The sequence below is a fragment of the Rhizobium sp. Root708 genome (assembly GCF_001429725.1).
Taxonomy (GTDB): Bacteria; Pseudomonadota; Alphaproteobacteria; order Rhizobiales; family Rhizobiaceae; genus Rhizobium.
On sequence record NZ_LMHV01000006.1, the window covers coordinates 104,502 to 129,478 of the forward strand.

Below are 24,977 nucleotides of genomic sequence, written 5' to 3' on the forward strand. Positions count from 1 at the left end.
CTCAGAAGCGCGCTTTCAACACTCCTCTGACCATTTGACTGCTGTCCGATCCGCCGAGAGCGCCGGTGTAGCTCACGTCGAGTGACATTGCCTGCGAAAGCGCGCAAGGCGCAGAGCCGCGCATCGAACGGAATTCATAAGTCAAATCACCCCGCAACATCATATTGCGAGGCTGAAATAGACAATACCATGGTTAACAGTACGTTAAATAACCGTGCCTTCTGCGGCAGCGATCCTTAGTGAAGGTCGAGCTTGACCGTCTGAACAAGACCCGATGGATTCCGGTTTGCGACCTCGATCGTGCCGCCAAAGCGTTCGACGATCTCCTTGGCGATAGCCAACCCGAGGCCGGCTCCCGGCAGCGTCTTCCGTCTGGCACTGTCGACCCGGAAGAATGGCTCAAAAATCTGGCCCAGACGATCGGGCGGAATTCCCGGACCGTTGTCCGAGATGACGATCACCGCCTTGCCGTCGTTTTGCCGAACGCTGACGCTAGCCCCACCGCCGTGCGTCGCCGCGTTGATGACGAGATTTCGGACGGCTCTCTTGAGCGCGAGAGGCGCCCCCCGTGCAACCGTCTCTTCAAGCCCTGTCGGCTTCGCCTTGAAGCCCAGTTGCTGCAACTCCGTGACAATATCCGCGACCAGTTCATGCAAGTGAACTGTCTCGGTCACCCCCGGAGAAGCCACCTCCTCGCGGACGAGACGGATCGCGCTGTCGGCGATTGCATCCAGTTCCTCGAGGTCCGAGAGCCACTTCTCGCGCTCGTCATCGTCAGCGACAAATTCCGCACGAAGCCGCATCCGTGTCATCGGCGTCCTCAGGTCGTGGCCGGCAGCGGCGACGAGGCGCATCCGGCTTTCCATCGCAGATCGCAGCCGCGCTGACAGGCGGTTGAGTGCTTGCGCCGTTGCTCGAACCTCGCCGGCTCCGGTCTCGGGTATGTGTGGCAGGACGCCGTCCGTTCCTATTCGGCCGGCCGCACTTTGCAACAATTCCAGCGGACCGATAATCTTCGAGGCCGCAAAGATCGAGACGGCCGTACTTCCGAGCACGATGAGGATCATCCAGCCGGCGAGAACGAACCAGCCATCCGGCGGCGGGCCGTGGTTTGGCAGGACCGCAAACAACCATTCGCCATCAGCCAGCTTGATCGCCGCCATCGATCCGTCTTCATTTCCTGACGGCATGGTGACGAGCCCTTCCGCATCGATCCCGTCCTTCTCGAGGGCGCGATCTAGTGCATCGGACAAGCGATCGTCTCGCATCCCGGTCGGGGGAATGTTCTTCAACACGACGCCCGCACGCACCGCATCGTCGCGGCTATAACTGACGAGTTCTCTAGAAATGCGGAGTTGGGCGACGGTCGCGGCGACCGTCATTTCGGCGCTGGGCGGCTGAAGGACGCGACTTGCAACGAAGGTCGCAAGAGCCACAACGGTGACGATCGCCAGGATGAGGAGACCAACAATTCGGTTTCGAAGTGATTTCATCGATCTGACGTCGTCAATCTTACGGGGACAGACAGCTGGTATCCGCCATTTCGAACGGTCTTGAATAGTGGGCCTGACATGCTGTCGCCCAATTTCCGCCGAAGCCGGCTGACCAGCACATCGATCGACCGGTCGAGAGGATCCCTACTCCGCCCCTGCGTTACGTCCAGAAGCTGATCACGAGACAGAAGGCGTCCGGGGCGCTCGAGAAACACTTTCAGCAGATCGAACTCCGCCCCCGTCAACTCCACCTCTTGCCCATCGTCCCGAAGAACGCGGCGAAGATCAGTGTCCACTTCAAATTCCGCAAAATTGTAAATCTTCGCTTGCGGGCTAAGCGGCTCCGGCGATCCCATCCGTCTCAACACGGCCTTGATGCGCGCCAGCAATTCACGCGGGTTGAATGGCTTGCTGAGATAGTCGTCAGCGCCAAGCTCCAGCCCTATGATGCGGTCGACATCTTCCTTCAAGGCGGTGAGAAGAATGACGGCGACCGGCGGTCTTCTGTCGCGGAGGTCGCGGCAGATATCGAGACCCGATCCATCCGGAAGCATGACATCGAGCACGATGAGATCGGGCTTCGTGCTTGCCAGCACCGCCTCGCATTCGCGCCGATCGGCGGCAACGGAGACGCGCAACCCCTGCCCCTCCAGGTAACGGGACAGCAGGGTGCGGATCTCGCGGTCATCATCAACGATCAGTATGTGTTCCGCCGTATTCATCGTCCTAGCCTCTTCGACCTTGCGAATAACGCTCCTGTCGACGTCGTGCCAAACAGTTTTGTAACATTTCATTGCCGTCGGGCCGACAGCAACATTCGTTTACAAATTTCCGTTCGCCAGACGCCTTTGGAAACATTCAGGCGCAAGCCCGGACAAACTCCCCGGCTAGAGCGGTTCTCATGAACACGCCCACCTCGGCTGCTACGCCTCCCGAGCATCTTGCGCAATGCACGGCATCGCGGCTCTCCGGCTTACCGATAATATGGAATGAATAATGAACAGGTTTCGAAACGATCCTTTGCGCGGTGCCACTCGGTCTCGGACGCTCCAGCTCTGCGGCGCACTCGTGTTGACGTCGGCCCTGACCGGATGCGTGGTCGGACCGGATTACCAGGGACCGCAACTCGTCGTTCCCTCCTCCTTCAGCAAGACGAAGAAAGCCGATCAGAAACGGCCGCCGGAACTGATCAGCTGGTGGAAGAATCTCAACGATCCCTTGCTGGATGATCTCGTTGCGGAAGCTGTCGCAAGCAATCTCGACGTTGCAACAGCAAAGGCAAAGCTGCGTCAGGCCCGCGCGGAAACCAGAGAGCAGGCGGGTGCGTTTCTGCCGACAGCGTCCGGTTCGACCTCGACGACCCGCAGTCGCTCAACATCCAATGACGTCGCGACAACGTCCTGGCAGTACGCGGCCGGTTTCGACGCGAGTTGGGAACTTGACTTGTTCGGCGGCAACCGGCGCGCGCTTGAAGCGGCTCGCTACAGCGAGGACGCAGCAAGAGAGGACCTGCGCGACACGCTCGTCACGCTGATCGGCGATGTCTCGTCGTACTACGTTCAGGCGAGAGAGTATCAGGCGCTGATTGATCTTGCCGAGCGCTCGGCCAAATCCCAACGCCAGACAGCGGCCTTGACCCGTCGACAGTTCGAGGCTGGAGAGGCAACAGGCATGGATGCAGCAAAGGCCGATGCACAGGCCGCATCGACCGAAGCCGATGTACCGGCATACAGGATCTCGTATGCGCAGATGGTGCACCGGCTTGGCGTGCTTCTCGGCAAGTCGCCGGATGCCGTCGAAGCCCGTCTTTCCAAGAAAGCCGCGATCCCCTCTCCGCGCGGACCGGCAGCGGTCGGGATACCGGCCGACATTCTCATCAACCGGCCGGATGTTCGTCTGGCTGAGCGCCGGCTTGCCCAGTACACCGCCAAGATTGGCCAGAGCGAAGCCAATCGGTATCCCTCCATCAGTCTGACGGGCAGCATTTCCAGCTCGGCAACGAGTCTATCGAGCCTGGCAAAGGCCTCGACGATCGGGTGGTCATTCGGCCCGACCGTCAACATTCCCCTATTCCAGGGTGGCCAGCTCAAAGCTGCGGTGGATGCGGCAAAGGCGGAACGCGACCAGTATTTCGTCGCCTACCAGTCCGCCGTCCTCTCGGCGATGGAAGATATCGAGAATGCAATCGTCGCCCTCAACCAATCGCGACTGAAGAAGACAAAGCTCTCGGTTTCCGTCGAGGGCTATCGAACGGCTGCGAGACTGTCGAGGTCCCTGAACGAGACCGGCGCCACGAACTTCCTCAACGTGCTCGACTCCGAGCGTTCGCTTTACTCGGCGGAAGAAAACTTCATCGAGAGCAAATCTGACGTCGCCACCTACTACATCGCCTTGAACAAGGCGTTGGGTGGCGGTTGGGATGCAGCTGTCGATGTCGATACGCCGGCGGTAACCGATCGCCGCGAAGGACCACATCTTGACACGACGAAGCCGAACGGTGCCTGAGAGACAGAACCATGAAACTGAAGATAAAGAGGTTGGGCGCCGTCCTCACAACCTGCGCCGCTCTGGCAATAGCAACCTTCGCGTGGCAACGCGCTCCTGCGCAAACACAGGGGCTGCTGACCGCGGTGGCCACTCGTGGAGACATCGAGCAAACGGTGCTTGCCACTGGAACATTCAAGCCTTCCAAGCTTGTGGCGGTCGGCGCGCAGGTTTCCGGTCGCATTACCCACCTCGCCGTCCGGCTTGGTGAAGAGATCACGCAGGGATCGCTGGTCGCGGAAATCGATTCGACGACGCAGAAGAACGAGCTGAAGACTGCCGAAGCGTCTCTTGCCAACGTGAAAGCCCAGCGGCAGGAAACGGAAGCGGAACTAGCCAACGCGGAAATAACGCTGGCTCGACAAAAGAACATCTACGCCAACCAGGCAGGTGCAAAAGCCGACCTCGATAGTGCCGAGACGTCAGTCAACAAGGCGCGTGCGCAGATCGCCGCGTTCGATGCACAGATCGTCGAAGCCGAGGTCGCCGTCGAGACTGCCAAGGCAAATCTCGGCTACACCCGTATTACCGCACCGATTGATGGGACGGTTCTCGCAATCGTCAATCAGCAAGGGCAGACGGTAAACGCGACGCAGACGGCACCGACCATCATCGTTCTCGGCCAGCTTTCCACGATGACGGTGCGAGCGGAGATCTCAGAAGCCGATATCGTGAAGGTGGCGCCGGGGCAGCAGGTCTATTTCTCGATCATGGGCGAGCCGGGTGTGCGCAACGCTGCGTGCGATCGAACCCGCGCCTGAAAGCATCACCAGCGACAGCAGCGTGACCTCGTCAACGAGCAGCTCGAGCAGTTCTTCTTCATCGTCGTCGAGTTCGTCCGCGATCTACTACAACGGAATCTTCGACGTTCCCAACGCAGATGGTCACTTCCGGACATACATGTCCGCGGAGGTTCACATCGTCCTGGCCTCAAGGCGCGATGTCGTCACCATTCCGGCAGCGGCTATCAAGACAGATTCCAAGGGCGGGCACAGCGTGGAAACCGTCACGTCCGACGGTAAGGTCTCGACAAGCGAAATCGAGGTCGGGCTCGGCGATAACGTCAATGTGGAGGTTGTCTCCGGCCTCACGGAAGGCAGTACCGTCGTCATCGGCCAGGCGAGCAGTGGCGAGAAGGCATCGAGCAGTGCCGGTGGGCCGCCACCGCCGATGGGGCTTTAAGAAATGACGCCATTGATCGAACTTCGTGGCGTCACCCGGATTTATCTCTCCGGAGACGAAAGCCTCACCGTTCTCAAAGATATCGACCTGACGATCGAACGTGGCGAGATGGTTGCGATCGTCGGCCCTTCGGGTTCGGGTAAGTCGACGCTGATGAACATCCTCGGCCTCCTCGACCGACCGACAACGGGCAGCTACGCAATTGACGGCGAAGTCGTTTCGTTTCTCGACAACGACGCACGGTCAAGACTGCGGCGCGAACATCTCGGCTTCATCTTCCAGCGCTACCAAATCCTCGGTGATCTCAGTGCGCTTGCCAACGTCGAGATGCCGGCGATCTACGCCGGCCATTCGCCGGCTGCGCGCCGTGATCGAGCGGCGTCTCTGCTGCAGCGGCTCGGCATGGGCGCGCGCCTTAGCCATCGTCCAGGACAGCTATCCGGCGGCCAGCAGCAGCGCGTCTCTATCGCCCGCGCTCTGATCAATGGCGGCGATATCATTCTCGCGGACGAACCGACGGGCGCGCTCGATCGCGACAGCGGCGAAGAGGTGCTGCGCATACTCGCGGAGCTCCACGATGAGGGACGTACGGTCGTGATCGTCACCCACGATATGTCCGTCGCATCCCACGCCGACAGGATAATCGAGATTGCCGACGGTCGGATCGTTGCCGATCGACGGACGCGAGACCATGAGGCACAAAAGGCCCCGGCGAAGAAACTGGCGAATGCGGCCGGGCTACGCGTCGTCGTCGATCAGTTTCTCGAGGCGACAACGATGGCACTTCGCTCGCTGGCCGCCCATCAATTGCGGACCTTCCTGACGATGCTCGGCATCATCATCGGCATCGCCTCGGTGATCTGCGTTGTCGCCCTCGGAGAAGGATCACAACGTCGCGTGCTCGAGAACATCAGCAGCTTGGGGACCAACACGCTTGAGGTGTTTCCGGGCAGCGGTTTCGGCGACACGAGATCCGGCCGCGTCAAAACTTCGGGTGGCAGATGCCCAAGCGCTTTCCCAATTGTCCTACGTCGCTGCCGTTACCCCTACCGTATCGACCTCAGGCACGGCCCGGTTTGCGGCGACCGAGGCCAATGCACTGATCAATGGCGTGGGCGCACAGTATTTCTCGGCCAAGGGCTCGAAGCTGATTTCCGGCCGTTTCTTCGATGAGGCCAGTGTGCGTAACATGACCCAGGATGCGGTCATCGACACGAACGCGGCAAACGCGCTTTTCGATGACCCCATGCTGGCGGTCGGAAAGGTGGTTCTGGTCAACGCGGTTCCTGTCCGCATCATAGGTGTGATCAGTGCTCAACAGGGTGGGTTCGGCGGAAGCGACAATCTGTCGTTCTTTTTGCCCTACACTAGCGTGCAGACACGCTTCCTCGGCGACCTGTCGTTGCGCAGCATTACGGTTCGAGTTGCCGACAGCACTGAGAGCGCGCTCGCCGAAACGGCCGTGTCCGATTTCCTCCAGCAGCGCCACGGCAAGAAGGACTTCCTTATCCTCAACACCGATGACATCCGCAAGACGATCACGAGTACGGCGGGAACGCTGACGCTGCTGGTTTCGGCGATCGCCGTGATTTCATTGGTTGTCGGAGGGATCGGGGTCATGAACATCATGCTCGTCTCGGTGTCCGAGCGGATCTCGGAGATTGGCGTTCGCATGGCGGTCGGCGCAAGGAGGCAAGACATTCTGCGCCAGTTCCTGATCGAAGCGGTTCTCGTTTGTCTGCTGGGCGGGATTGCGGGTGTGCTGACGGCGCTGGGCTTCGGAGTAGTCTTCAACAATTTAGCTTCTGGCTTTTCGCTCGTCTACTCGACGACAACTATTGCTCTCGCTGTGCTCTGCTCATGCCTCATCGGTCTGACATTCGGCTTTCTGCCCGCTCGCAACGCCTCGAGGCTTGATCCGGTCGCGGCATTGGCGCGCGACTGAGAATTCCCGACCCTGGAGCCACGATTACAATTTCTTGCGAGACAGAAATCTTTTGAAACACAGCGGCCACGGGATGATCACGCTTCGTGCCTAGACCGATTCCATCCATCCGGAAGGGAGCTTCGATGCTTGGAACGAGAATGCTGGCGATGGCGGTGTCGATGTCATTCAGCCTCGCGACTACGCCCGGGTTGGCACAGAACCTTGCCTCGCCGGATAAGAACCGCTCGGCGTCCAGAGGACTGTTCGTGGATGCGCTCGAGCTGCCCGCACTACACGCCTCTATCTCACCACCAGTCCTTCGTGGCTGAAGGTGGCTGCCGTTTCCGTGCCCCCTCGCGGAAACGGTGATTGCCCGGCGTTGCCGTCAACGATGCCGGGCAATCGTCCCTCCCCATCCATCTAAGAAAGTACGACCATGAACGCTGTGCTTCACAAGCTGTCCGATCTTCGTGGACAAATCAAAACATGTGACGTGAAAACGGCGGGCACGCTGCCACGGACGATGTACGGCCTGGTCACCGAGACGCTGGATCCACTTCTGCCATGTGTTTATGTCGTCGAGTGCCTTCCGGGTCTCTGCGTCGCAATGAACAATCTCCTGCGCGCGCTCGGCAGCTTCGGTCGTCATCCGCGCAATGCCAACATGATCGAGGACGCACGGCGCGACATGCTTCGGATGCTTGATATCTTCAGCGACGAGGTGAACCTGCTCTCCTTCGCTATCGACGCTGCCGTATGCGGATAGCTGCATCGCGTGATCTGGCGAAAATCCGGCCGAAATGCTAAGAATCAGTCAGCTGCACTCCTTGACATACTTTGATTCGCAGCTTCGACGGCCCAAAATAGCCGATCTCCAATTCACTGAAAATTAACGGTGAATTTCCCATACGGAAACTAAGCTCCATATTACTTCCTCAACCTCGGATGAGGTCGACGGGTTACCCGAACTCCGATGGCATTGCTCACGACTGGCGAAAACAGGATACCTTGGCGTAGCATATCGCTTTTCATGCTCGTGGTCTGTTTCCTTGCTAATAGCGGGCGCATCCACCCTCTCTCATGAGACACGCTGGGACAGGTCTGCCCTCTCCTCGTGTGTGGCCAGCGAGCCTGTCCGCAGGAGAGCCATCAGCATCGGCCCAACCGAGAATTTTCCCAGCTGCGCGCGCTTCGTCAGATCACGGAGATATCCTCCAGGCGAATTTATGGTCTCTGCTTTCTCAAGGAGGCAGGCGACGACAATGGCAACGTTCTGTGGCCCCATGGCGTTACAGGCATCGTTCCCGGCAGAAGGACTGATACCAAGCATCGTACGAACAACGCTGGTTGCGGACACGAGGTCTTTCCAGTTCCTGATCATGCCCCCTGGCCCGTATGACGCGATCTGTGGGCAAGCCTGCAGAACCTGGCTCAGGGCAAGTGATTTGACAGAAAGCGGCGGTTCTACCGTTGCTGTCTTCGCAGGGGATCGAGTGAACGAGGTTAGATCAGACGTTTGGGGCGATGATCCGCTGGACGGACCGTGGCTTTCAACCTCGCGGATGTTCTCTAAGCTACGTTCAATTTCAAAATGGGATTCAGGATATGAATCCTGTATGTGGCGCTCATTTTGAGACTCATTGGCGCGCATATCTTGTGCATTTACGTGCGTTTCCAATTGGTTGACCACAGCATTCCGCAGATCGGTCATCGCGACGAGAATGGCGTCCAGACGGTTGGCCGTGGCGACACGTGGGATTTGGCCGACAATGGCGTCAAACCGGGTTTGCAGAGTCTCCCAGTCGCCCGGAAGCTTCTCATTGAGAGCCGTCGTAATCAGCTTCGCGACGTCACGGCGGCAAACCGTGAGCCTCTCCTTGCTTGCGCGCAACATGTAGCGCTCGTGTGCAACATGCGCAGCCGTGGCCTCGATCTGCTGGGCTTTTGCAAGCAGTGGCGCTAGGCTGAAACCGTAGGCTTGATCGATCTCGCCTTCGCGGTCGCGGCGGGCGTAGCGCTTTCCGTTCGGGCTGTCCTTTCGCAGGATCAGACCGGCCTCGATCAGCATGGCCAGATGGCGTCGTAGGGTGGATGGTGTCATCCCCCTCGCCCGGAGCGAAAGCTGGTTGTTTGATGGAAACACGACAAGGCCTGCCCCGGATGACAGCTCATCCTTGGGATAGAAGGAAAGCAAGGCGTCGAGAACCGTCAGGGCGCGATCTGTCACGCCAAGCGTCGTTCGAGCTTCGCACACAGAGCGGAAGAGTTTCCATTTATTACGGGTCACACCGGCTACGCTTGTCTCGGCCTGATGTTGATTTGCCAACATGCCAAGCGTCATCGGTCGCCGCCCGAAAGGCGTCGTTACGTATGCGCTATCCATTTTTCTTCACCTACATAGAGGCAAAAGAAAATTGCTCACCGAAACGGTGCCAAAGACGCTTGACTGTGATTCGTGGAAATGCGATTCTCGATCTTGCTAGAAATCTGAGGAAGGCTTCCGCGACGGCAACGTTAAGGGGGCCTTTTTCTTTTGCGGGTTATTCTCCGTGATCGACCTTTCGGTTTCTGTACGCGCTGTAGAGATCAGCCAAACTCTCGGAAAGAAACTCCCCGAATCCGATGGCATCTTTCGCCTTTAGCGCCAGGGTAAAGGTGCGGCCGTCGCTCTTGGCATCGGCAACGACTTGCTTGTCGTCGGACGACCATTTGCTGGTGTGAAGCGACCTCTGCTTTTCGGGACGTCCAGCAGCCTTGATATTACCGACGAGCACATTGAATCGCTCACCGGTGGCAAGCTGCGAGAACGCCTGCGATTGAACGAATTCGACCGCAGCATCGAGCTTTGCCGGCTTCTCCAGAAGCGTCTTCAGCTCATACCAGCGATCGCGGCCAATTCCCTTGGCTGCTCCCATGGCATTGATGATCGCGGGCGGAAGGCTGGCGACGGAAAGCATCTTGGACAAAGTCGCCTTATCCAGCGAAAGCGCTGACATGACCACGGCGTAGTCGTTGTCGAAGTGACGGCGGGCGATCTCGTTCGCGAACATCGCCTTCTCCAGGAAGGAGAGGTTCGAGCGCGCGGAATTCTCCTGGCCTTGCGCGACGACGTGATCGACGTCGCTGACCTCTTTGACGACAGCCCGGATCTTGCGGCCTAGCGCCTTGGCGACCCTGAGACGGCGATGACCGAAAACGACCATGTAGCGTCCGGAGGTCTTCGGGTGTGGCCGGACCAGGATCGGGCTGTCCTGGCCACGATCACGGATCGCGTTCAGGAGTTCATCAAACTCAGCGTTGTCGTCTTCCAGGCGGTCTCGGATAAACGAGACTTCGATCAGTTCCGGATCGAGGTCAACAACCGTCTCACCTTCCAACAGACGATCTGCCCGATCAGCCATCTCGCCTATCGAGCTCAGAATCGATTTCGATGCGCCTCTCATTGCGTAATCGAGGACGTTTCTGGTGGTTTCAGCCGGTCCCTCGCTCATGACGTTTTCAAACGGGTTCTTACGAGCCATGAATCAAGCCTCCCGATATCTCTATCTTACTGAACAACCATCGCTTTTCGGGCGTGTTGACGGCAGTCAACAACATCATGACCTTCCCCATGCCTTGTGAATCAGGCCCTGAATCTCGAAATTGACGGCATCCATGCAATCGATCGCTCGATCATAGGTCTCACGGGTAAAATTCGAGCGGTCCAATTCGTAGAGAGTCCGCTTTGTGAGGCCGGCATCGGAAATGGCCGTTGTCTTGACCATCGAACTTTTGAGTATCTCTTCCGCCAGCATCGACTGCATGAAACCGAGCATCTGGACCTGCGGCACGTCGGACGGCTCGAAGCGGGTGATGAGATAACGCAGCCAGTCCATGCGCACGTTGGCGCCGGCCTTCTTGATCGTCTTGGTGATATTGCCAAGCATCAGCAGAAACTGCGACATCGACATCAGATCGAGCATCTGCGGATGCACGGTGATCAGAACCGAAGTCGCGGCCGTCATCGCTGTGAGTGTCAGGTAGCCGAGTTGCGGGGGGCAGTCGACGATCACGACATCATAGCGATTGTCGACATCCTCTAGAGCCTTGCCGAACCGCGTGTAAAAGCGTCGGCCTTCGTTGCCGGCCTGCATCGCGAGCGGCGTGTCATACTCGTATTCCTGCAGCTCAAGATTTGCCGGGACGATATCCAACCCCGGAAAATTGGTCGGCAGGATGACCTTCTCCAAGGGCACGCGATCATTGTCGTAACGGATCGCATCGTAGAGAGACTGGTTCTTGTCGAGTTCCGGCTGGAAGCCATGAAGCGCCGAAAAGGATGCCTGTGGATCGAGGTCGACGCCAAGGACGCGATGGCCGGTGAGTGCGAGATGCTGCGCAAGGTGCGCGGCGGTCGTCGTCTTTCCGGAGCCGCCCTTGAAGTTGACGACGGCAATGACCTGCAGTTTGTCGCCGGGCTTCCGGTGCGGCACATATTTCTTCGCTTCGCTTTTGCCCGTCCTATCGAGGAAGAAGCGAAGTTCCAGCATCTGCTCGGCCGTGTAGTACTTTCGATTGCCGGACATTGTCGTCGGGGTGGGGCCCTTACCGTCGAGGTAAAGGCGCTTGAGGTTGCTCGGCGTGATCCCCAGATAATGGGCCACTTCAGCAACGGAAAATTGACGCAAGGTCTTCTTTGCGTTTGGAGGATAGTTCTCCAGACGCAGCTGATCGAGCTTGCGCGAGATCTCGGCGCCTTGGGCGAGGATCTTGTCATCGAACTCGAATGACGGAAGAGGATTAAACGCGTTCATTGTCTCCGGGACCATAATGGCGATAGAACAGCCGAAATTGGCTAAATGCCGTCATTATTGCCGATTCTCTCCGGCTGACAAGGGTGTTGGAGGAATGGCGGGCGGTATCTAACTAACAGGCCCATAAGTCGCCGATTCTGCTAGCGGATGAAACGCCCGCCGCGGTCTTTCCACACTTCTGTTGACGGCCGTCAACAAAGCCAAATTCGGCAATAAAGTCCGGCATTTAGCCTCCGAGCAGGAAGAGCATGCGTGGCTGAGCACTATGCCGCCACGGCTAGGCTTATCCAGCGGTCGGTGCCGTCAAGAATTGCACTTATCCGGAAAATACAAGGTCTTAGCCGAATCGGACTCTGGTCGAATGCAGAGTCAACGATTCGTTCATTGCTCTCCTTGCGCAGGAGCTATCCGGCACGTGACAATTTGCCGGCAGCGGATTCCGCATTTGGCAACTTGGCGCGGATCCATATTTCATCCTAAGTTGGAGCGGGCCGGACGAGGGTAAATCCCGCCCCGTCTAGCCTTAACGCTTGTGCCGACAGTCACGAGCAGGGGCGAACGTGTAGCTGCGGGCGAGGAGATCGGAAAGTTTGCTGGAGGACTATATCGCCCGCTACGGGGTGGCTGCCGTCTTTGTCGGCGCCGGCATTGAGGGAGAGACGGCGGCCTTCCTCGGAGGAGTCCTCGCGCATCGGCATCTACTCCCCTACTGGCAGGTTGCGGTCGCTGCGAGCGTGGGATCGTTCGCCGCCGACCAGTTCTATTTCTTCGCCGGCCGTTTCGCGTCTCAATGGTCTCTCGTACAGCGGCTCATTCGTTCGCCCTTTCTGGAGCGTGCCACACAACTTCTCGAGGCGTATCCGACCGGCTTTATTCTGGCGTTTCGTTTTATCTATGGTGTTCGAACCGTCAGTCCCGTCGCGATCGGACTGTCCAAAGTGTCGGCAAGAAAGTTCGTCATCCTAAATGCGGTTGCGGCCGTCGTGTGGGGCGTGGGCATCACGGCGATCGGCTATCTTTTCGGAAATGTGGTTGAGGCGATGTTGGGCCGCCTTCTCCTTCATACCCATCTGATAATCGCATTGGCCGGGATCGCGGCAGTACTCACCGTAAGCGTTTTTGCAATTCGGCGGAGGTTGTTTAGCAGGCGACCAGGTCCGGGCGGCAACGAGTAAGTTTCTCTCTGCGGAGCCGTCCGCAAGAATTTGGCGCGACGGCGGAGGTGGAGTTTCCATCCCAACACGGCGTTGCGCAGCCGGATGGGCGCCTGTCAGCTTATAGTCGGCGGATGGTTCTCGCGTTCGGCTAGGATTACTTCTCGTGCCCCGTCGTGCAGCCGCAGGGGCGCGGAGATCGGGCCGCCGGGCGACAACGGCTGACTTCGCGAGTGGGTCTTTGATCGATGTAGATCGGTGGGGCGAGCGTCAAGCCGCACGTCCTGCCGATCGGTAAAACGGCTTTGCCGGAGAGCGGCAGCCATTGCCATTCCCGAGCGTCAAGTGCTGTGGTGCACGATGTCGCTTCGCTCGGAGAGATGTGCAATCGCGGAGGCACAAGGGTGTTCGCTTCGTTCTACCTTTTGGGAAATCGCGGCACTACCATGCTCGGGTCCGGACGGCTTCCAGTCGAATCGGATGATCTGCGCGGAAGTGGATCTCCGTCCAGCGGCAGAACTTATATCAAGTCGATCTCAACACGCTCAGCTTGAGTGGAAGTTGGTATTTGCCGAGGCGATCTGGTCCGTGCTGATCGCGCTTCCTAGACCAACCGGTTTTCAGTTGCGGAGATCGAGACGCGCTACGGGCATTGATTGAGACTACTTTCCTGACACGGGAGCGCTGACCTCTCGTTGACTGTGGTTCGCGTCGGAGCGAAGCCATATGCACTGCAGCAGAAGGTCGGTGCGAATGTGAGCAGTGGGCCAACGCAAATGCCGCGGGCCATGTCGATCCTATGCGCTCCAAGCATAGATCGATTCTGCGTGCGGAATAGTCGTAACCGCGCGCGTCAGCTGAACGACTTTGGTGCCCTGGCACAGGTTCAATCGCCGCAACTCGATCGCTCAGGGAGATCGATCCGGGTTTCATGAGTGTACAGTTAAATGTACGTAAGAAAAGGCATGTTTATCGCGACAAATAATCAGTGCGAATAGGCGTGCAGGAGAAGCGCGACGCTGGAGAGGGGTTGTCTCATTGCATCGCGCCGCGAGATTCTTTCCAGAGAGCCTCTGTGCGGCTTTTCGGGTGAGCCAAGGTAGCCCTATTGGGCTGCCACGCTAATCACTGGCCTCAACAAGCGAGGACCCGAACCCGTCATCGGCACGGCTAATCAGACGGCGAACGCCACAGCTCCTCCGCTAAGTCCGGCACCGGCAGCGGTCATCAGAATCAACTGTCCGGAGGTCAGTGGCGTTTGCCGATGGGCAACCGACAACGAAAGGGGGATCGTTGCGGCAGAAGAGTTGCCGAAGTCGGCAATGGTACTGAGCATTCTGTCCTCATCGACCCCGAGTTCGTGACGGACCGCGTCGCAGAGGCGAGCATTTGCCTGGTGCGGAACGAAGCAATCGATGTCGGAGGCAGACATCGCCGCCTCGGTCATGACCTGCCGCGAGGTGCGGCTCATGAGGTCGACTGCCCGAATGAAGACCTCGCGCCCATCACACATAGACATCAGTACCTGATCGGCGGGCGTGTCCGGCGAAAATGGCAAGCTGCTGCCGCCGGCCGGGATCGTGATCAGATCATAGCCGCTCCCGTCCGCGGCAAGTGCAGCCGCCCTTAAGCCACTTCGCCCGGTGCGGCACGGCGCCAGCACGACAGCTCCCGCCCCGTCGGCGAACAGGACCGAGCTTGCCCGCTCGGCAATGTTGATGCGACGGCTTAAAATGTTGGCAGCGACGACCAGGACCGGCCGACCATGGGAGCGCACAAAACTGTCGCCAAGCGTCAGCGCGTAGAGAAAGCCGGAGCATGCGCCGGCAAGATCTATCGCTCCGGAATTCTCCAATCGCAGCTTGTGTGCCAATAGGGGGGCGGACGGGGGAAGCAGATGGTCGGGCGTCGAGGTGGCGAGCAATGTCAGCGCGATCTCGCTTCGCGCAATCCCGGCATCCTCAAGTGCCACGTCGCCTGCCTGGGCAGCAAGACCGGTTAGCGTATCGCCTTCAATCGCCCAGTGGCGGGATCGGATACCGGTGCGCCTCTCGATCCAGCCCTCCCCGAGCCCAAGGCGATCTTCGATCTCACGGTTGCGGACGACGCGCGATGGGACGGCGTGGCCGAAACCGGCAAGGCGCGAGGAAAGTGGCGTCACGATCGCTGCTCCCTGAGCACGAGCGAAGCGACTTCATCGATCGCGTCATATGCGGCGGCGAGCTGCTCGGCGCTCGTGCAGTAGGGCGGCATCAGGTAGATCACATTGCCAAGCGGGCGGATCAGCAATCCGCGCTCGCGAAAGAGTGCGCGCAGGCGCGGTCCAACCTCCGCAAGATAACCACCCGTCGGCACGGCAAGATCGAGTGCAGCTATCGTGCCGCATTGCCTGACCGAGCTAAACCGCGGATCCGCTGCGAAGCGCGCCAAATGCTGCTCGTGTTGCGTTGCAAGATCGGATATCCGGGCATCTACCGGCTCGTGGCGCCAGACTTCGAGATTGGCGACCGCTGCGGCGCAGGCGATCGGGTTCGCGGTGTAGGAGCTTGAGTGGAAGAACATCTTTCGCCGATCGGTGGAGAAATGCGCCGCGAAGACGTCACTTGAGCAGAGCGTGGCCGCAAGCGGCAGCGATCCTCCGGTCAGCCCTTTCGACGTACAGAGAATATCCGGGCTGATGTCGGCCTGTTCACACGCAAATCGGGTTCCGGTGCGACCCCAGCCGGTCATCACTTCGTCGGCGATGAACAGGCACTCGTAGCGGCTCGCTATCTCCCGAAGTGACTTCAGTGTGGCATGGCTATAGAACTTCATGCCGCCCGCCCCGAGAACAAGAGGTTCGATGAGGATAGCTGCGGCCTTTCCCTGACGACAGATGGCCTCGAATGCATCGAGGGTTTCTTGTTCACGGCCAGCCTCGGGGTAGGGGAGGCGGTTGACGGCAAACAGCAGCGGCTCGAAGGGTGCGTTGAAGACACCGCGTTCTCCGGCGGACATGGTGCCGATCGTATCGCCATGATAGCCGTGCTCCATCACCACGATGCGGTCACGCGCGATTCCAGTGTTGTGGAAGGTGCCAAGCGCCATCTTGATGGCAACCTCGACGGCGGTTGAACCGCTGTCCGAGTAGAAGACATGCTGCAATCCCGAAGGTGCAATATCGAGTAGCCGGGCTGCGAGCGTTTCGGCCGGCTCATGCGTAAATTCCGCGAAGATGATCTGATCGTAGGATTCACTTGCCTCCCGGATCGCCGCCATGATCCTTGGGTGGCGATGACCGTGGGTGATCACCCACCACGACGAGATGGCATCGAAGAAACGATTACCGCCCTCATCGAACAGATAGGCGCCTTCCGTCGCGACGATCCGCTGCATTGGAGCCGCAAGGGCATGCTGGGTGAAGGGATGCCAGACGGGCGAGGGGATCACGAGCTCATCTCCATAAGGGCGGCAACATCAAAGTTCTCGGAGAATGCGCGGCGCAGAGTCTCCCGCGTCAAAGTCTCAACAATCGGCAACCGCCCCAGGATTTTCACCTGTGCGATTGCCGCGATGACCGCCTGGCTTTCTTCGTTCTCCGCGCCGATGAAGGCGACACCGGCTACCGGGATCGCACGGCTGCGAAGGGCTTCGACGGAGAGGAGGGTATGATTGATGGTTCCAAGCGACGTTCGTGCACAAAGGATGACGGGGATTTTCCACCGGGCGAAGACGTCAGCGAAAACGTTCCTCGCTGTCAAAGGAACCAGCAATCCCCCGGCACCCTCGATCACAAGTGGGCCAGCGCCTTTCGGTGGCGTGAGCAGGACGGTATCGATCTCGACACCGTCTATCCGCGCTGCAAGATGCGGTGAGGCCGGCGTGTTGAGGCGATAGCGCTCCGGCAAAATATGGTCGCCAGGTAGTCCGCTCAGCCTGGCAACCACCTCGCTGTCGGTCTCCTCTTCAAGGCCGGATTGGACAGGCTTCCAATACCTGGCACCGAGCGCGCCGGCCAAGCCGGCAGCGAAAATGGTCTTGCCTATGCCGGTGTCGGTTCCGGACACCACGAAACGGGGGGTCATTTGCCGTGCTCCTTCATGGCGACTGCGAGGCAATCCAGCATCGTCGTGATTTCCGACGAGCCGACATTCAGCGTCACCGACAGTCGCAAACGCGCGGTACCTTCGGGAACTGTTGGCGGCCGGATCGCCCGGATGTCGAAACCGTCAGCCTGAAGCGCCTGGGCTATTCGAACGGCGCGAGTGTTGTCGCCAATCAGGATCGGTTGAATTTGCGAGCGGCTTGGGGCGATGCCGAACTGGTTCTCCAATCGCTCTCCGAGATGGACGACGAGGTGCTGCAGTGCTGTCCGCCGCTCCGGTTCGTCTCTGACGATGCGCAGCGCTTCTCGCACGCCCGCCGCCATGAGGGGGGAGGGCGCAGTGGAATAAATGAAGGCACGAGCGCGGTTGACCAAATAATCCACAAGCACGCCGGGCGCTGCAAGCAGAGCACCGGAAACGCCGAGTGCCTTGCCGCAGGTGTGCAGCGCGATGACGTTCTCTCGGCCTTCGAGATCTGCGGCAAGTCCTTTGCCGTCGCTGCCGAAGACGCCGGTTGAATGCGCTTCATCAATCACGAGGAAGCCGTCATGGCGATCCGCGATGTCGGCAAGCGCCGACAACGGTGCCCTGTCTCCATCCATGGAATAGACACTTTCGACGGCAATCCAAGGGCGACCTCTGCCACCCTTCTTCCTCCAGCGCTGAATTGCATCAGCGAATGCATCGGCGTCGTTGTGCGCGGCGCCGACCGCGGTCGCCTTGCTTCCGGCGATGCCCTCGTGAACGCTGGCGTGGATCAGCGCGTCGTGAACAATAAGGTCGTCCCGCTGCGGCAACGTCGAAAACAGGGCGGAATTGGCGGCATAGCCGCTGCCGAAATAGAGCGCCCGTTCGACACCGAAGAATTCGGCGGCTTCTGCCTCCAAGGTTTCATGCTCCGGGTGATTGCCGCGCAAAAGGCGCGATCCGGCAGCCCCCACCGGCACTCCTCGCTCCATCGCGGACTGAACCGCATCCTTCAGGCGGGGTCCATTGGCGAGAGCAAGGAAGTCGTTGGAGGTGAAGTCCACGCCCTGCCGCGGGGAGAGGGAGCGCAAGCGCATCTTGTGTTGCAATCGGCCGAGCGTAGCCGCGTAGCTGGATAGAACGGGCGACCCCATCAGGCTTGCCCCAGCGGCATCGGCGAAAGGCCCAGGCGGTGGAAAAGAGAGACGTCGTGGTCGTCTCCCGGATTATCGGCGGTCAGCAAGGTATCGCCGACGAAAATGGAGTTCGCGCCGGCGAAGAAACAGAGCGCCTGCATTTCATCGCTCATCTCTGTGCGTCCGGCTGAAAGCCGCAGGTGCGACGTCGGCATCAGGACGCGGGCGAGCGCGATGGTCCTTACGAAATCGATCGGATCGACGGGCGCAGCATTGGCGAGTTTGGAACCCGGTATGGCGATGAGCTGGTTGATCGGCACGCTCTCCGGCGGCACCGGCAAATTTGCCAGTGTCAGGAGCATGGAAATGCGATCCTCAACGGTTTCGCCCATGCCAAGAATTCCGCCAGCGCAGACCTTGATGCCGGCCGCCCGCACCGTTTCGATCGTGTCGAGCCGATCTTCGAAGCTGCGCGTCGTGATGATTTCTGGGTAGAAGCGTTTGGAACTGTCGATATTGTGATTGTAGTAGTCCAACCCGGCCTGCGCGAGCTTGCTGGCCTGGATCTCGCTCAGCATGCCGAGGGTCATGCAGCTTTCCATGCCGAGTGCCTTGACGCCTTCGACCATCGCGACGAGGGCATCCATGTCGCGGTCCTTCGGGCTCCGCCAGGCCGCGCCCATGCAATATCGGGTGGCGCCGGCATCCTTTGCCTTCTGCGCCTCCTCGATAACAGCCGAGACCTCCAACAGTTTCGAGGCTCTTAGCCCGGTCGGATAATGCGATGACTGGCTGCAGTAGCCGCAATCCTCAGCGCATCCACCGGTCTTGATCGACAGCAATCGGCTCATCTGCACCGCATTCGGGTCAAAATGCTGGCGGTGAATGCTGTGCGCACGGAAGAGGAGATCATTGAATGGAAGATTATAGATAATTTGTGCTTCTGACGGCGTTAACCGTGGCGTCGAGCTTGGGATACTGAGCAAAATATCGGCCTCTTCGTTGGTCGCCTACCAATAAAGAAGCGACGAATTCAAAATTATAGATAAAAATGCATATCGTTGATAAAATCGCAAGGGGAGAAAAGTAGCCGATCGCCACGCGATGGCAGGGACGTAGGAGCGGCCCAAGTTGCCTATGGCAATTACACGGCGTAGCCGGGTAGGGCTGACGAGCGACGTGAGCGCCAACTGTAAGCCGAGTCACCAGGCTTCTGGGATTGCAACTGTGGCCTGCAATATGCGGGCGCAGTCTAACGTGCCCATCGACCTAGTGATGGGTCACTTATCGATCGGCCGGGGTCTAAGCCCTTATCTCAAACTAGGCGTTGGCTTGTGTCCGGCCCTAGTCGTGCTCAAGCGCATGCTTGACCCGCAAAACCGTCAGGCCAACCGTTGCGATCACAATCGGAATGGAAACCAGCATCACCAGCGGACTTATGTGGTAACCGGCGTGGTCCACGGTCTCGAACACTACCTTCAGCAGGCTCAACAGATAATAGCTGATCGCGATGACCGAAAATCCTTCGACGGCCCGCTGGATCTTTACCTGTGTAGCCGCGCGATCGGCCATGGCCTGGATCTGGATCGTGTTCTGAAGCTCGATTTCCATCTGGATACGGGTCTGAAGGAGATCGACCAGATGAGTTGCCGCGCGTGATAGCTGGTCCAGCCGCAACACGGTCGCCGCACAGGTACGAACCGCGGGCTTGAAGCGGCGCGCAACGAAAACGCCGAAACGTTGAAATCCCGGTACGTGTGTTTCCCGCAGTTCGGCTATCCGCTCTTCGACGATTTGCGCATAGGCGGCAGTCGCGCCAAACCGATTGCGCGTCTCGGCAGTGGCGGAGATCACACGGGCCGAGAGCGCCGATATTTCGTCGAGAAGGGGTTTATGCTCCGAGGTCGGAATCGTCAGGTTGCGATCGCTAAGTTCGATCAGTCTGGCGTCAAACTCGCTGAGAAGCGGCGCCAGCCGGCGTGCCTCCGGCAGCCCCATCAGAGCAATGGAGCGATAGGTTTCGATCTCCAGAATTCGGCGCACCATTCGTCCGAGCCGGTAGGCATTGAGATCGCTGTTGAAGAGAGCGATCCTGCTTCCTTCTCCCCGCCGAACGCGAAAATCCGAGCAAACCAGCGCCGCTCCGCCACCGATCGATGACGCAGCCGTCTCCTGAAAACCCAGTTCTCTGAGGCTGGGACCGAGTTCCGCAGAGACGGTCCCGTTTACCAATAGCCCAATTCGGCAGATGAGATCAGCCTCGGAGACTTCGCCAATGCCGAGAGATGATGTTGCTGCCACGGGCCATTCGCGTGCGTCAGCGTCAAGCTGGACGACCCGCGTGACCGTAACGAACTCGGTATGTCGTTCGATCTGTGTACGGACGTATGGAGCGTCGGCGTCGGTCTTCAATCTGCCGATGATGGGATCATACTGGTCCCTGGACATGAATGCGAGATGTTCGACGAATGCCGGTCCGGCGAAATAGATGGACGGCCGGGCATGTAGCTCTGCATTGAAGTCCTGGGACATTCGATCTTCCACGATTCTGCTGATATCGAGTTAGCCCACATAGCAACGGTGCTCCGTCGTCGCCATCGAATTAATACCGATCGAAGGGCGACCTTTGGTCGCTTTGTCCAGCCCTCAAGCCATGTTCCCATTGCGATCGTTGGAGTGTCGCCGGCAGTTCGGCGTTTGTTGAACGACAATAGCGCCGAGAGTTAGCCGACTTGGCAACTCTCGGCTTCGAGCCCGAGGCATGTCAAAAAAGCAACGTCAGGTCGCGTCGCGCTCTGTACGGAGGTTGGCGACAACGCGCCGGTTCTGCACCTTGCATGAACGTTCGGCGCAGTCCCGCACGTCGCGGTCCTTGCCATATCCCTTGGCCCACATGCGGCTGGTATCGACGCCCTTGGTGGCAAGGTAAGCCATGACGGCGTCGGCGCGCTTCTGGGATAGAGTTTCCATCTTGGTGGTGGAGCCGGAATCGTCGGAAAATCCCTGCAGCTTGATCAGCCAGGTCGGGTTCCTGGTGAGCCAGGCGGCCTGGCTGTCCAGCGTTGCCATTGCGACGGAATCCAGCGTAGCGGAGTCCTGCGCGAAATAAACCCGTCGTCCGACGTTGAGGATGAAGTCCTCTTCGCTGCCGGCCGCGACCTTCTCGAAACCAGGCGCCGGATCGTTGGTCTGTCCGCTCATCGGCGTCGCCACCGGCTCTTCGACCGAGGCGATCTCCTTCGTGGTGCAGGCGGAAAGCGCACCGACCACGGCCAACGATAACAGTAATTTAGCGAAAGGGGTCCGGATGGGCATCTGCGGTGTGTTGCTCATTCGACCGGAGTTCCTTCGCTAACCTGAGTGGTTTTGTCTGCCTGCCTGCGATATGCGGCAGAACCTGAACTGCCGTGCCGATGGGGCAGCGTTGATAAAGGTCGATCGCATCTTCGTTGAACATGCGGATACAGCCGCTCGAGGCATCCTTGCCGATGCTCTGCGGTTCCAGCGTGCCGTGGAAGCGATAGCCGGTGTCGACGCCATCACGATGCAGGTACATGGCGCGCGGGCCGAGAGGGTTCTTGGGTGAGCCACCATCGACGGACTCGGGAAGCTCTGGATGGCGCTTTCGCATCTCCGGTGGCGGTGTCCATCGTGGCCACAGCGATTTGCGGTCGATCGTGGCGCGACCGAACCATTGGAAGCCCTCGCGACCGACCCCCACGCCGTAGCGGATCGCCGTCTTGTTCTCCATGATCAGATAAAGGAAATGATGCCTTGTATCGACGACCACCGTTCCGATTGGCTCGGTACTGAAATACTTGACGACCTGGCGGTGCCATTTCTTGTCGATGACGGCGAAGTTCGTCCTTCGAAAAGTCACGCCGTTGTCGACGGATGTGCCATTAAAATAGGATGCAGCCCCGGCTAGATCGGGCTTTGTTATCGCAGCGGCGCCAAGCGCCGCCAGCCCGCCATGCAAAAAGTTCCTGCGTGTCCATACCATCGGCCATATCCCCCTAAGCCAAGAAAGCAACACGGCGCCAGTAAATCAGATTTTTTATCGCGCACAACAGGTAATTCTTATTCGCACCGAGTGAGCAAAACGGTGGGCAGGATAGGAGAGGAAAGATCCTCCGGGCCGTTACTTCGCACTGGCATCGCTTTACTCGGGGTAGAGAGTGCGCCTGTCGCCGAGGTCCAAAGCGTGGTGGTAACGCCACTGATCAAAAAGGAATTGGCAGTGACCGGGCGGTCGCTGCCATGCCGATCGTCTTTAGCCGAGGCTGGCCTAGACGTCCTCGCGATGAAGAAGAGCCTGCCTCAGGCGGTGAATGTGTGCTGCCCCAATCCCGCAGCATCCGCCCACCATCGTTGCGCCCGCATCGACCCAGGAGCAGGCGAAACGCGAATAGACGTCGTCGTTCAGATCCTTGCGTGTCGTATGAAGGCTCTCGTTTGCCGCGGCGCCTCCCTGCTCTCCCTCGAAGGCGTTGGCATAAACGCCAATGCGGAGGTCCGCCTTATCGCGCCTGGCAAGTTGAACCGACATGTCCACCGCGGCGCGCATGACTTCGGGCCTGCTGCAATTGAACAGGAGCGCTTCCGCGCCTGATGACACCGCCCACCGGGCGGCATCCTCGACCGGCTCGCCGGACCGAAGCTTCGGAGACGCACCATCGGTTTGCGCGGCATCATCGGCAAGCGTGAAGGAGATCCAGAAAGGCTTGCCCGTCCCGGCGACTGCCGTACGAACAGCCTGGCCCTCTTCGATGAGGCTGAGCGTCTCGCCGAGCCAGACATCGACATAGGGATCGAGGTTCTCCACGAGGATCTTGAGATAGTCCTGGACCCGCTGTGGGTCGAAATTCTGCGGTTCATAGGAGCCGAAGATCGGCGGCAACGAACCGGCGACCAGTATCTTGCGGTCCTTGCATGCGTCGGCCGCCTCGCGAGCAAGTTGGCCGGAACGCGCAATCAGCTCGGCGCCTTCGGTGCGGAACCGCTCCTCGCCAATATGAAATGGCACGAGAGCATAGCTGTTGGTGGTGATGACGTCGGAACCGGCGGCGATGAACTCGTCATGGACCTGGCGCACGATCCCGGGCGAGTTGATGAGCGCCAAGGCCGACCATTCCGGCTGCTTCAGCTCTGCTCCGAGACGAAGAAGTTCGCGGCTCATTCCGCCGTCGAGAATATAGAGTTTGCTCATGTAAGGGATCTCCAGAATAGTTCGGTCATCGGAGCGTTGCTGCCTCTCCTTGACGCGGGATCAGCGACGCAGCGGCACCTGCGCCTCCAGGAAGCGAAAGGCGCGCGCGATAATGGCGGTGATGATGAGATAAAATGCGGTCACGACGATCAGCGGCTCGTAGACGAGCAGCGTATCCTGGCGAACCTTGGTAGCGACAGCGTAGAGGTCCATGACCGTGACGGTGAAGGCCAGGGGCGTTGCCTTCAGCTGCATGACGATTTCGCCGCCGATCGTCGGCAACGCGATACGAATGGCACGCGGCAACCAAATTCGCCGCGTCAGGGTAAGCGGCCGCATGCCGAACGCGCGTCCTGCCTCCAGTTCGCCCTTCGGGACGGCGAGCAAGGCGCCACGCAGCACTTCCGCCTCGTAAGCCGCGTAGTTCAGGGTGAAGCTGAGGGCCGCGAAGAAAAAGCCTTCCCGCAGGATCGGCCACAGCAGGCTCTGCCGGATGCCGGGGATCATCGGCAGAAGCGAACCGACGCCGTAGTAGAGCAACCATAGTTGTATCAGCAGCGGCGTGCCGCGAAAGAAGGTGCAGTAGCCGCGGGCGAGGGATCGCGAGACAGGCCCGCCGCTGATCTGGGCGAAGGCAAGGCCGATTGCGATAACGAAGCCGAAGGTGACGGATATCACCAGCAAAGCCAGTGTCTGCCAGGCGCCAGTCAGCAGGAGCGGCCAATATGCGCTTATCCACGAGAAGGTCATATCATCTCCTCAGGCAAGCTTCGGTTGGCCGCGGCGCACGCGATGCTCGATCGCCTTGAAGATGGCGTTCGAAACGAGCGTGATCGCGAGATAGAGCATGGCGGATGCGAGGAAAAAAACGAAGTAGTGCTTGGTGCTGGCGCCAGCGAGCCTCGTCGCGAGAGCTAGCTCCTGATAGCCGACGACGGCCACCAGGGCGCTGTCCTTGGTGATCGACATCCATAGATTGGCTAGGCCCGGCAACGCGTTCGGTAGCAGGGCCGGAAGGATAATGCGGCGGAAGCGCAAACGCGGACCCATTCCGAACGCTTTCGCAGCCTCGATCTGGCCAACGGGAATGGCGAGGATTGCCCCGCGCAAAACCTCCGTCATGTAGGCGCCTTGAACGAAGCCTAGAACGGCGATAGCAACGGCAAAGCCGTTCAGCTCGAAAGCCGGCAGGTTGAGCATCGCGAAGACGCGGTTGAGACCGTCCATTCCGGCGTAGTAAAGCCCGACGATCAGGATCAATTCCGGAACCGCACGGATGGTTGTAGTATAAAGCTCCAGCAAGAGACGGAGCGGCTTGATGCCGGACAGCTTCCCAAGCGCTCCGCCGGTGCCGAGGGCAAGTCCGATCAGGAAGGCGCCACCTGAGATGGCGAGCGTCGAGGCGGCTCCGCTCAACAGCACCCCGCCCCATCCAGGCGGATAGGGGGAGAGCAGGTCGAGAATGCCTTGTGGGGAAGCCGCCATCG

At 59.4% G+C, this 24,977-nt stretch carries 20 protein-coding genes and 2 pseudogenes; 6 read left to right on the forward strand and 16 right to left on the reverse strand.

The features are described 5' to 3' along the window. Nucleotides 1-236: 236 nt before the first annotated feature. Together ASE04_RS06700 and ASE04_RS06705 are read right to left on the reverse strand one after the other, a co-directional pair. Nucleotides 237-1,493 (reverse strand): ATP-binding protein, encoded by a 1,257-nt coding sequence (locus ASE04_RS06700; RefSeq protein ID WP_056813972.1) that lies wholly within the window; start codon nt 1,491-1,493, stop codon nt 237-239. Beyond that, a complete protein-coding gene (locus tag ASE04_RS06705; RefSeq protein WP_056814101.1) occupies nt 1,490-2,215 on the reverse strand; it encodes a response regulator in 726 nt (241 codons plus the stop codon). The genes ASE04_RS06700 and ASE04_RS06705 overlap by 4 nt, the downstream gene beginning before the upstream one ends. Before the next feature lie 274 nt (nt 2,216-2,489). Between ASE04_RS06705 and ASE04_RS06710 the strand changes: the two genes are divergently transcribed. The 5 genes and pseudogenes from ASE04_RS06710 to ASE04_RS06725 all read left to right on the forward strand — a co-directional run bounded on the left by ASE04_RS06710 (nt 2,490) and on the right by ASE04_RS06725 (nt 7,912). Continuing rightward, entirely contained in the window at nt 2,490-3,998 is a 1,509-nt protein-coding gene (locus ASE04_RS06710; protein ID WP_056813975.1) for an efflux transporter outer membrane subunit, read from the forward strand. A gap of 11 nt (nt 3,999-4,009) precedes the next feature. Continuing rightward, nucleotides 4,010-4,798: an efflux RND transporter periplasmic adaptor subunit gene (locus tag ASE04_RS06715; RefSeq protein ID WP_443216847.1), complete on the forward strand. Its 789-nt coding sequence runs from the start codon at nt 4,010-4,012 to the stop codon at nt 4,796-4,798. After that, nucleotides 4,761-5,219: a hypothetical protein gene (locus ASE04_RS32150; protein ID WP_443216848.1), complete on the forward strand. Its 459-nt coding sequence runs from the start codon at nt 4,761-4,763 to the stop codon at nt 5,217-5,219. Before ASE04_RS06715 ends, ASE04_RS32150 begins: the two co-directional genes overlap by 38 nt. A gap of 3 nt (nt 5,220-5,222) precedes the next feature. Next, nucleotides 5,223-7,164, forward strand: a pseudogene (locus ASE04_RS06720) (MacB family efflux pump subunit). 418 nt (nt 7,165-7,582) lie between these two features. Next, nucleotides 7,583-7,912, forward strand: a complete 330-nt coding sequence (locus ASE04_RS06725; RefSeq protein ID WP_056813978.1) for a hypothetical protein — start codon at nt 7,583-7,585, stop codon at nt 7,910-7,912. Between the two features lie 312 nt (nt 7,913-8,224). Here ASE04_RS06725 and repC read toward each other — a convergent pair whose 3' ends face one another. From repC to repA, 3 genes are all read right to left on the reverse strand, one after another. Further along, nucleotides 8,225-9,529 (reverse strand): plasmid replication protein RepC, encoded by a 1,305-nt coding sequence (gene repC, locus ASE04_RS06730; RefSeq protein ID WP_056813981.1) that lies wholly within the window; start codon nt 9,527-9,529, stop codon nt 8,225-8,227. 157 nt (nt 9,530-9,686) lie between these two features. Then, entirely contained in the window at nt 9,687-10,667 is a 981-nt protein-coding gene (gene repB, locus ASE04_RS06735; protein ID WP_056813985.1) for a plasmid partitioning protein RepB, read from the reverse strand. Between the two features lie 75 nt (nt 10,668-10,742). Then, entirely contained in the window at nt 10,743-11,939 is a 1,197-nt protein-coding gene (repA, locus tag ASE04_RS06740) for a plasmid partitioning protein RepA (RefSeq protein ID WP_056813987.1), read from the reverse strand. A 590-nt stretch (nt 11,940-12,529) separates the two neighbouring features. Here repA and ASE04_RS06745 point away from each other — a divergent pair. Then, complete coding sequence (locus ASE04_RS06745; protein WP_056813990.1) at nt 12,530-13,114, forward strand: DedA family protein; 585 nt, start codon at nt 12,530-12,532, stop codon at nt 13,112-13,114. 1,153 nt (nt 13,115-14,267) lie between these two features. On the opposite strand, the gene ASE04_RS06750 is transcribed toward ASE04_RS06745, so the two are convergent. The 11 genes and pseudogenes from ASE04_RS06750 to ASE04_RS06800 all read right to left on the reverse strand — a co-directional run bounded on the left by ASE04_RS06750 (nt 14,268) and on the right by ASE04_RS06800 (nt 24,975). Beyond that, nucleotides 14,268-15,254 carry a beta-ketoacyl-ACP synthase III gene (locus ASE04_RS06750; protein WP_056813993.1) on the reverse strand — a complete coding sequence of 329 codons (987 nt, stop codon included), beginning with the start codon at nt 15,252-15,254 and terminating at the stop codon, nt 14,268-14,270. Continuing rightward, nucleotides 15,251-16,522, reverse strand: a complete 1,272-nt coding sequence (locus ASE04_RS06755) for an adenosylmethionine--8-amino-7-oxononanoate transaminase (protein WP_082597274.1) — start codon at nt 16,520-16,522, stop codon at nt 15,251-15,253. The genes ASE04_RS06750 and ASE04_RS06755 overlap by 4 nt, the downstream gene beginning before the upstream one ends. Next, on the reverse strand, nt 16,519-17,157 hold the full coding sequence (gene bioD, locus ASE04_RS06760; protein ID WP_056813997.1) for a dethiobiotin synthase: 639 nt from the start codon (nt 17,155-17,157) through the stop codon (nt 16,519-16,521). Before bioD ends, ASE04_RS06755 begins: the two co-directional genes overlap by 4 nt. Next, a complete protein-coding gene (locus ASE04_RS06765) occupies nt 17,154-18,299 on the reverse strand; it encodes an 8-amino-7-oxononanoate synthase (protein ID WP_056813999.1) in 1,146 nt (381 codons plus the stop codon). The genes bioD and ASE04_RS06765 overlap by 4 nt, the downstream gene beginning before the upstream one ends. Then, entirely contained in the window at nt 18,299-19,270 is a 972-nt protein-coding gene (gene bioB / locus ASE04_RS06770) for a biotin synthase BioB (RefSeq protein ID WP_056814001.1), read from the reverse strand. Before bioB ends, ASE04_RS06765 begins: the two co-directional genes overlap by 1 nt. Nucleotides 19,271-19,625: 355 nt before the next feature. Then, entirely contained in the window at nt 19,626-20,813 is a 1,188-nt protein-coding gene (locus ASE04_RS06775; protein WP_056814004.1) for a DUF3422 domain-containing protein, read from the reverse strand. Between the two features lie 246 nt (nt 20,814-21,059). Further along, nucleotides 21,060-21,596, reverse strand: coding sequence for an OmpA family protein (locus tag ASE04_RS06780; protein WP_082597279.1), 537 nt, complete (start codon nt 21,594-21,596; stop codon nt 21,060-21,062). A 14-nt stretch (nt 21,597-21,610) separates the two neighbouring features. Beyond that, nucleotides 21,611-22,284 (reverse strand): annotated as a pseudogene (locus ASE04_RS06785) (L,D-transpeptidase). A 285-nt stretch (nt 22,285-22,569) separates the two neighbouring features. Then, complete coding sequence (locus ASE04_RS06790; protein ID WP_056814010.1) at nt 22,570-23,490, reverse strand: homocysteine S-methyltransferase family protein; 921 nt, start codon at nt 23,488-23,490, stop codon at nt 22,570-22,572. Nucleotides 23,491-23,550: 60 nt separating this feature from the next. Next, a complete protein-coding gene (locus tag ASE04_RS06795; RefSeq protein WP_056814013.1) occupies nt 23,551-24,240 on the reverse strand; it encodes an ABC transporter permease in 690 nt (229 codons plus the stop codon). Between the two features lie 9 nt (nt 24,241-24,249). After that, nucleotides 24,250-24,975, reverse strand: coding sequence for an ABC transporter permease (locus tag ASE04_RS06800; RefSeq protein WP_056814016.1), 726 nt, complete (start codon nt 24,973-24,975; stop codon nt 24,250-24,252). Nucleotides 24,976-24,977: the final 2 nt, after the last annotated feature.

Bases quoted from the DNA above. Each gene is read 5' to 3' on its own strand.
- repA (WP_056813987.1), bottom strand. From the start codon at position 11,939: ATGAACGCGTTTAATCCTCTTCCGTCATTCGAGTTCGATGACAAGATC.
- repB (WP_056813985.1), bottom strand. From the start codon at position 10,667: ATGGCTCGTAAGAACCCGTTTGAAAACGTCATGAGCGAGGGACCGGCT.
- ASE04_RS06725 (WP_056813978.1), top strand. From the start codon at position 7,583: ATGAACGCTGTGCTTCACAAGCTGTCCGATCTTCGTGGACAAATCAAA.
- repC (WP_056813981.1), bottom strand. From the start codon at position 9,529: ATGGATAGCGCATACGTAACGACGCCTTTCGGGCGGCGACCGATGACG.
- ASE04_RS06710 (WP_056813975.1), top strand. From the start codon at position 2,490: ATGAACAGGTTTCGAAACGATCCTTTGCGCGGTGCCACTCGGTCTCGG.
- ASE04_RS06700 (WP_056813972.1), bottom strand. From the start codon at position 1,493: ATGAAATCACTTCGAAACCGAATTGTTGGTCTCCTCATCCTGGCGATC.
- ASE04_RS06765 (WP_056813999.1), bottom strand. From the start codon at position 18,299: ATGGGGTCGCCCGTTCTATCCAGCTACGCGGCTACGCTCGGCCGATTG.
- ASE04_RS06795 (WP_056814013.1), bottom strand. From the start codon at position 24,240: ATGACCTTCTCGTGGATAAGCGCATATTGGCCGCTCCTGCTGACTGGC.
- ASE04_RS06800 (WP_056814016.1), bottom strand. From the start codon at position 24,975: ATGGCGGCTTCCCCACAAGGCATTCTCGACCTGCTCTCCCCCTATCCG.
- ASE04_RS06790 (WP_056814010.1), bottom strand. From the start codon at position 23,490: ATGAGCAAACTCTATATTCTCGACGGCGGAATGAGCCGCGAACTTCTT.
- bioD (WP_056813997.1), bottom strand. From the start codon at position 17,157: ATGACCCCCCGTTTCGTGGTGTCCGGAACCGACACCGGCATAGGCAAG.
- ASE04_RS06705 (WP_056814101.1), bottom strand. From the start codon at position 2,215: ATGAATACGGCGGAACACATACTGATCGTTGATGATGACCGCGAGATC.
- ASE04_RS06775 (WP_056814004.1), bottom strand. From the start codon at position 20,813: ATGTCCCAGGACTTCAATGCAGAGCTACATGCCCGGCCGTCCATCTAT.
- ASE04_RS06715 (WP_443216847.1), top strand. From the start codon at position 4,010: ATGAAACTGAAGATAAAGAGGTTGGGCGCCGTCCTCACAACCTGCGCC.
- ASE04_RS06780 (WP_082597279.1), bottom strand. From the start codon at position 21,596: ATGCCCATCCGGACCCCTTTCGCTAAATTACTGTTATCGTTGGCCGTG.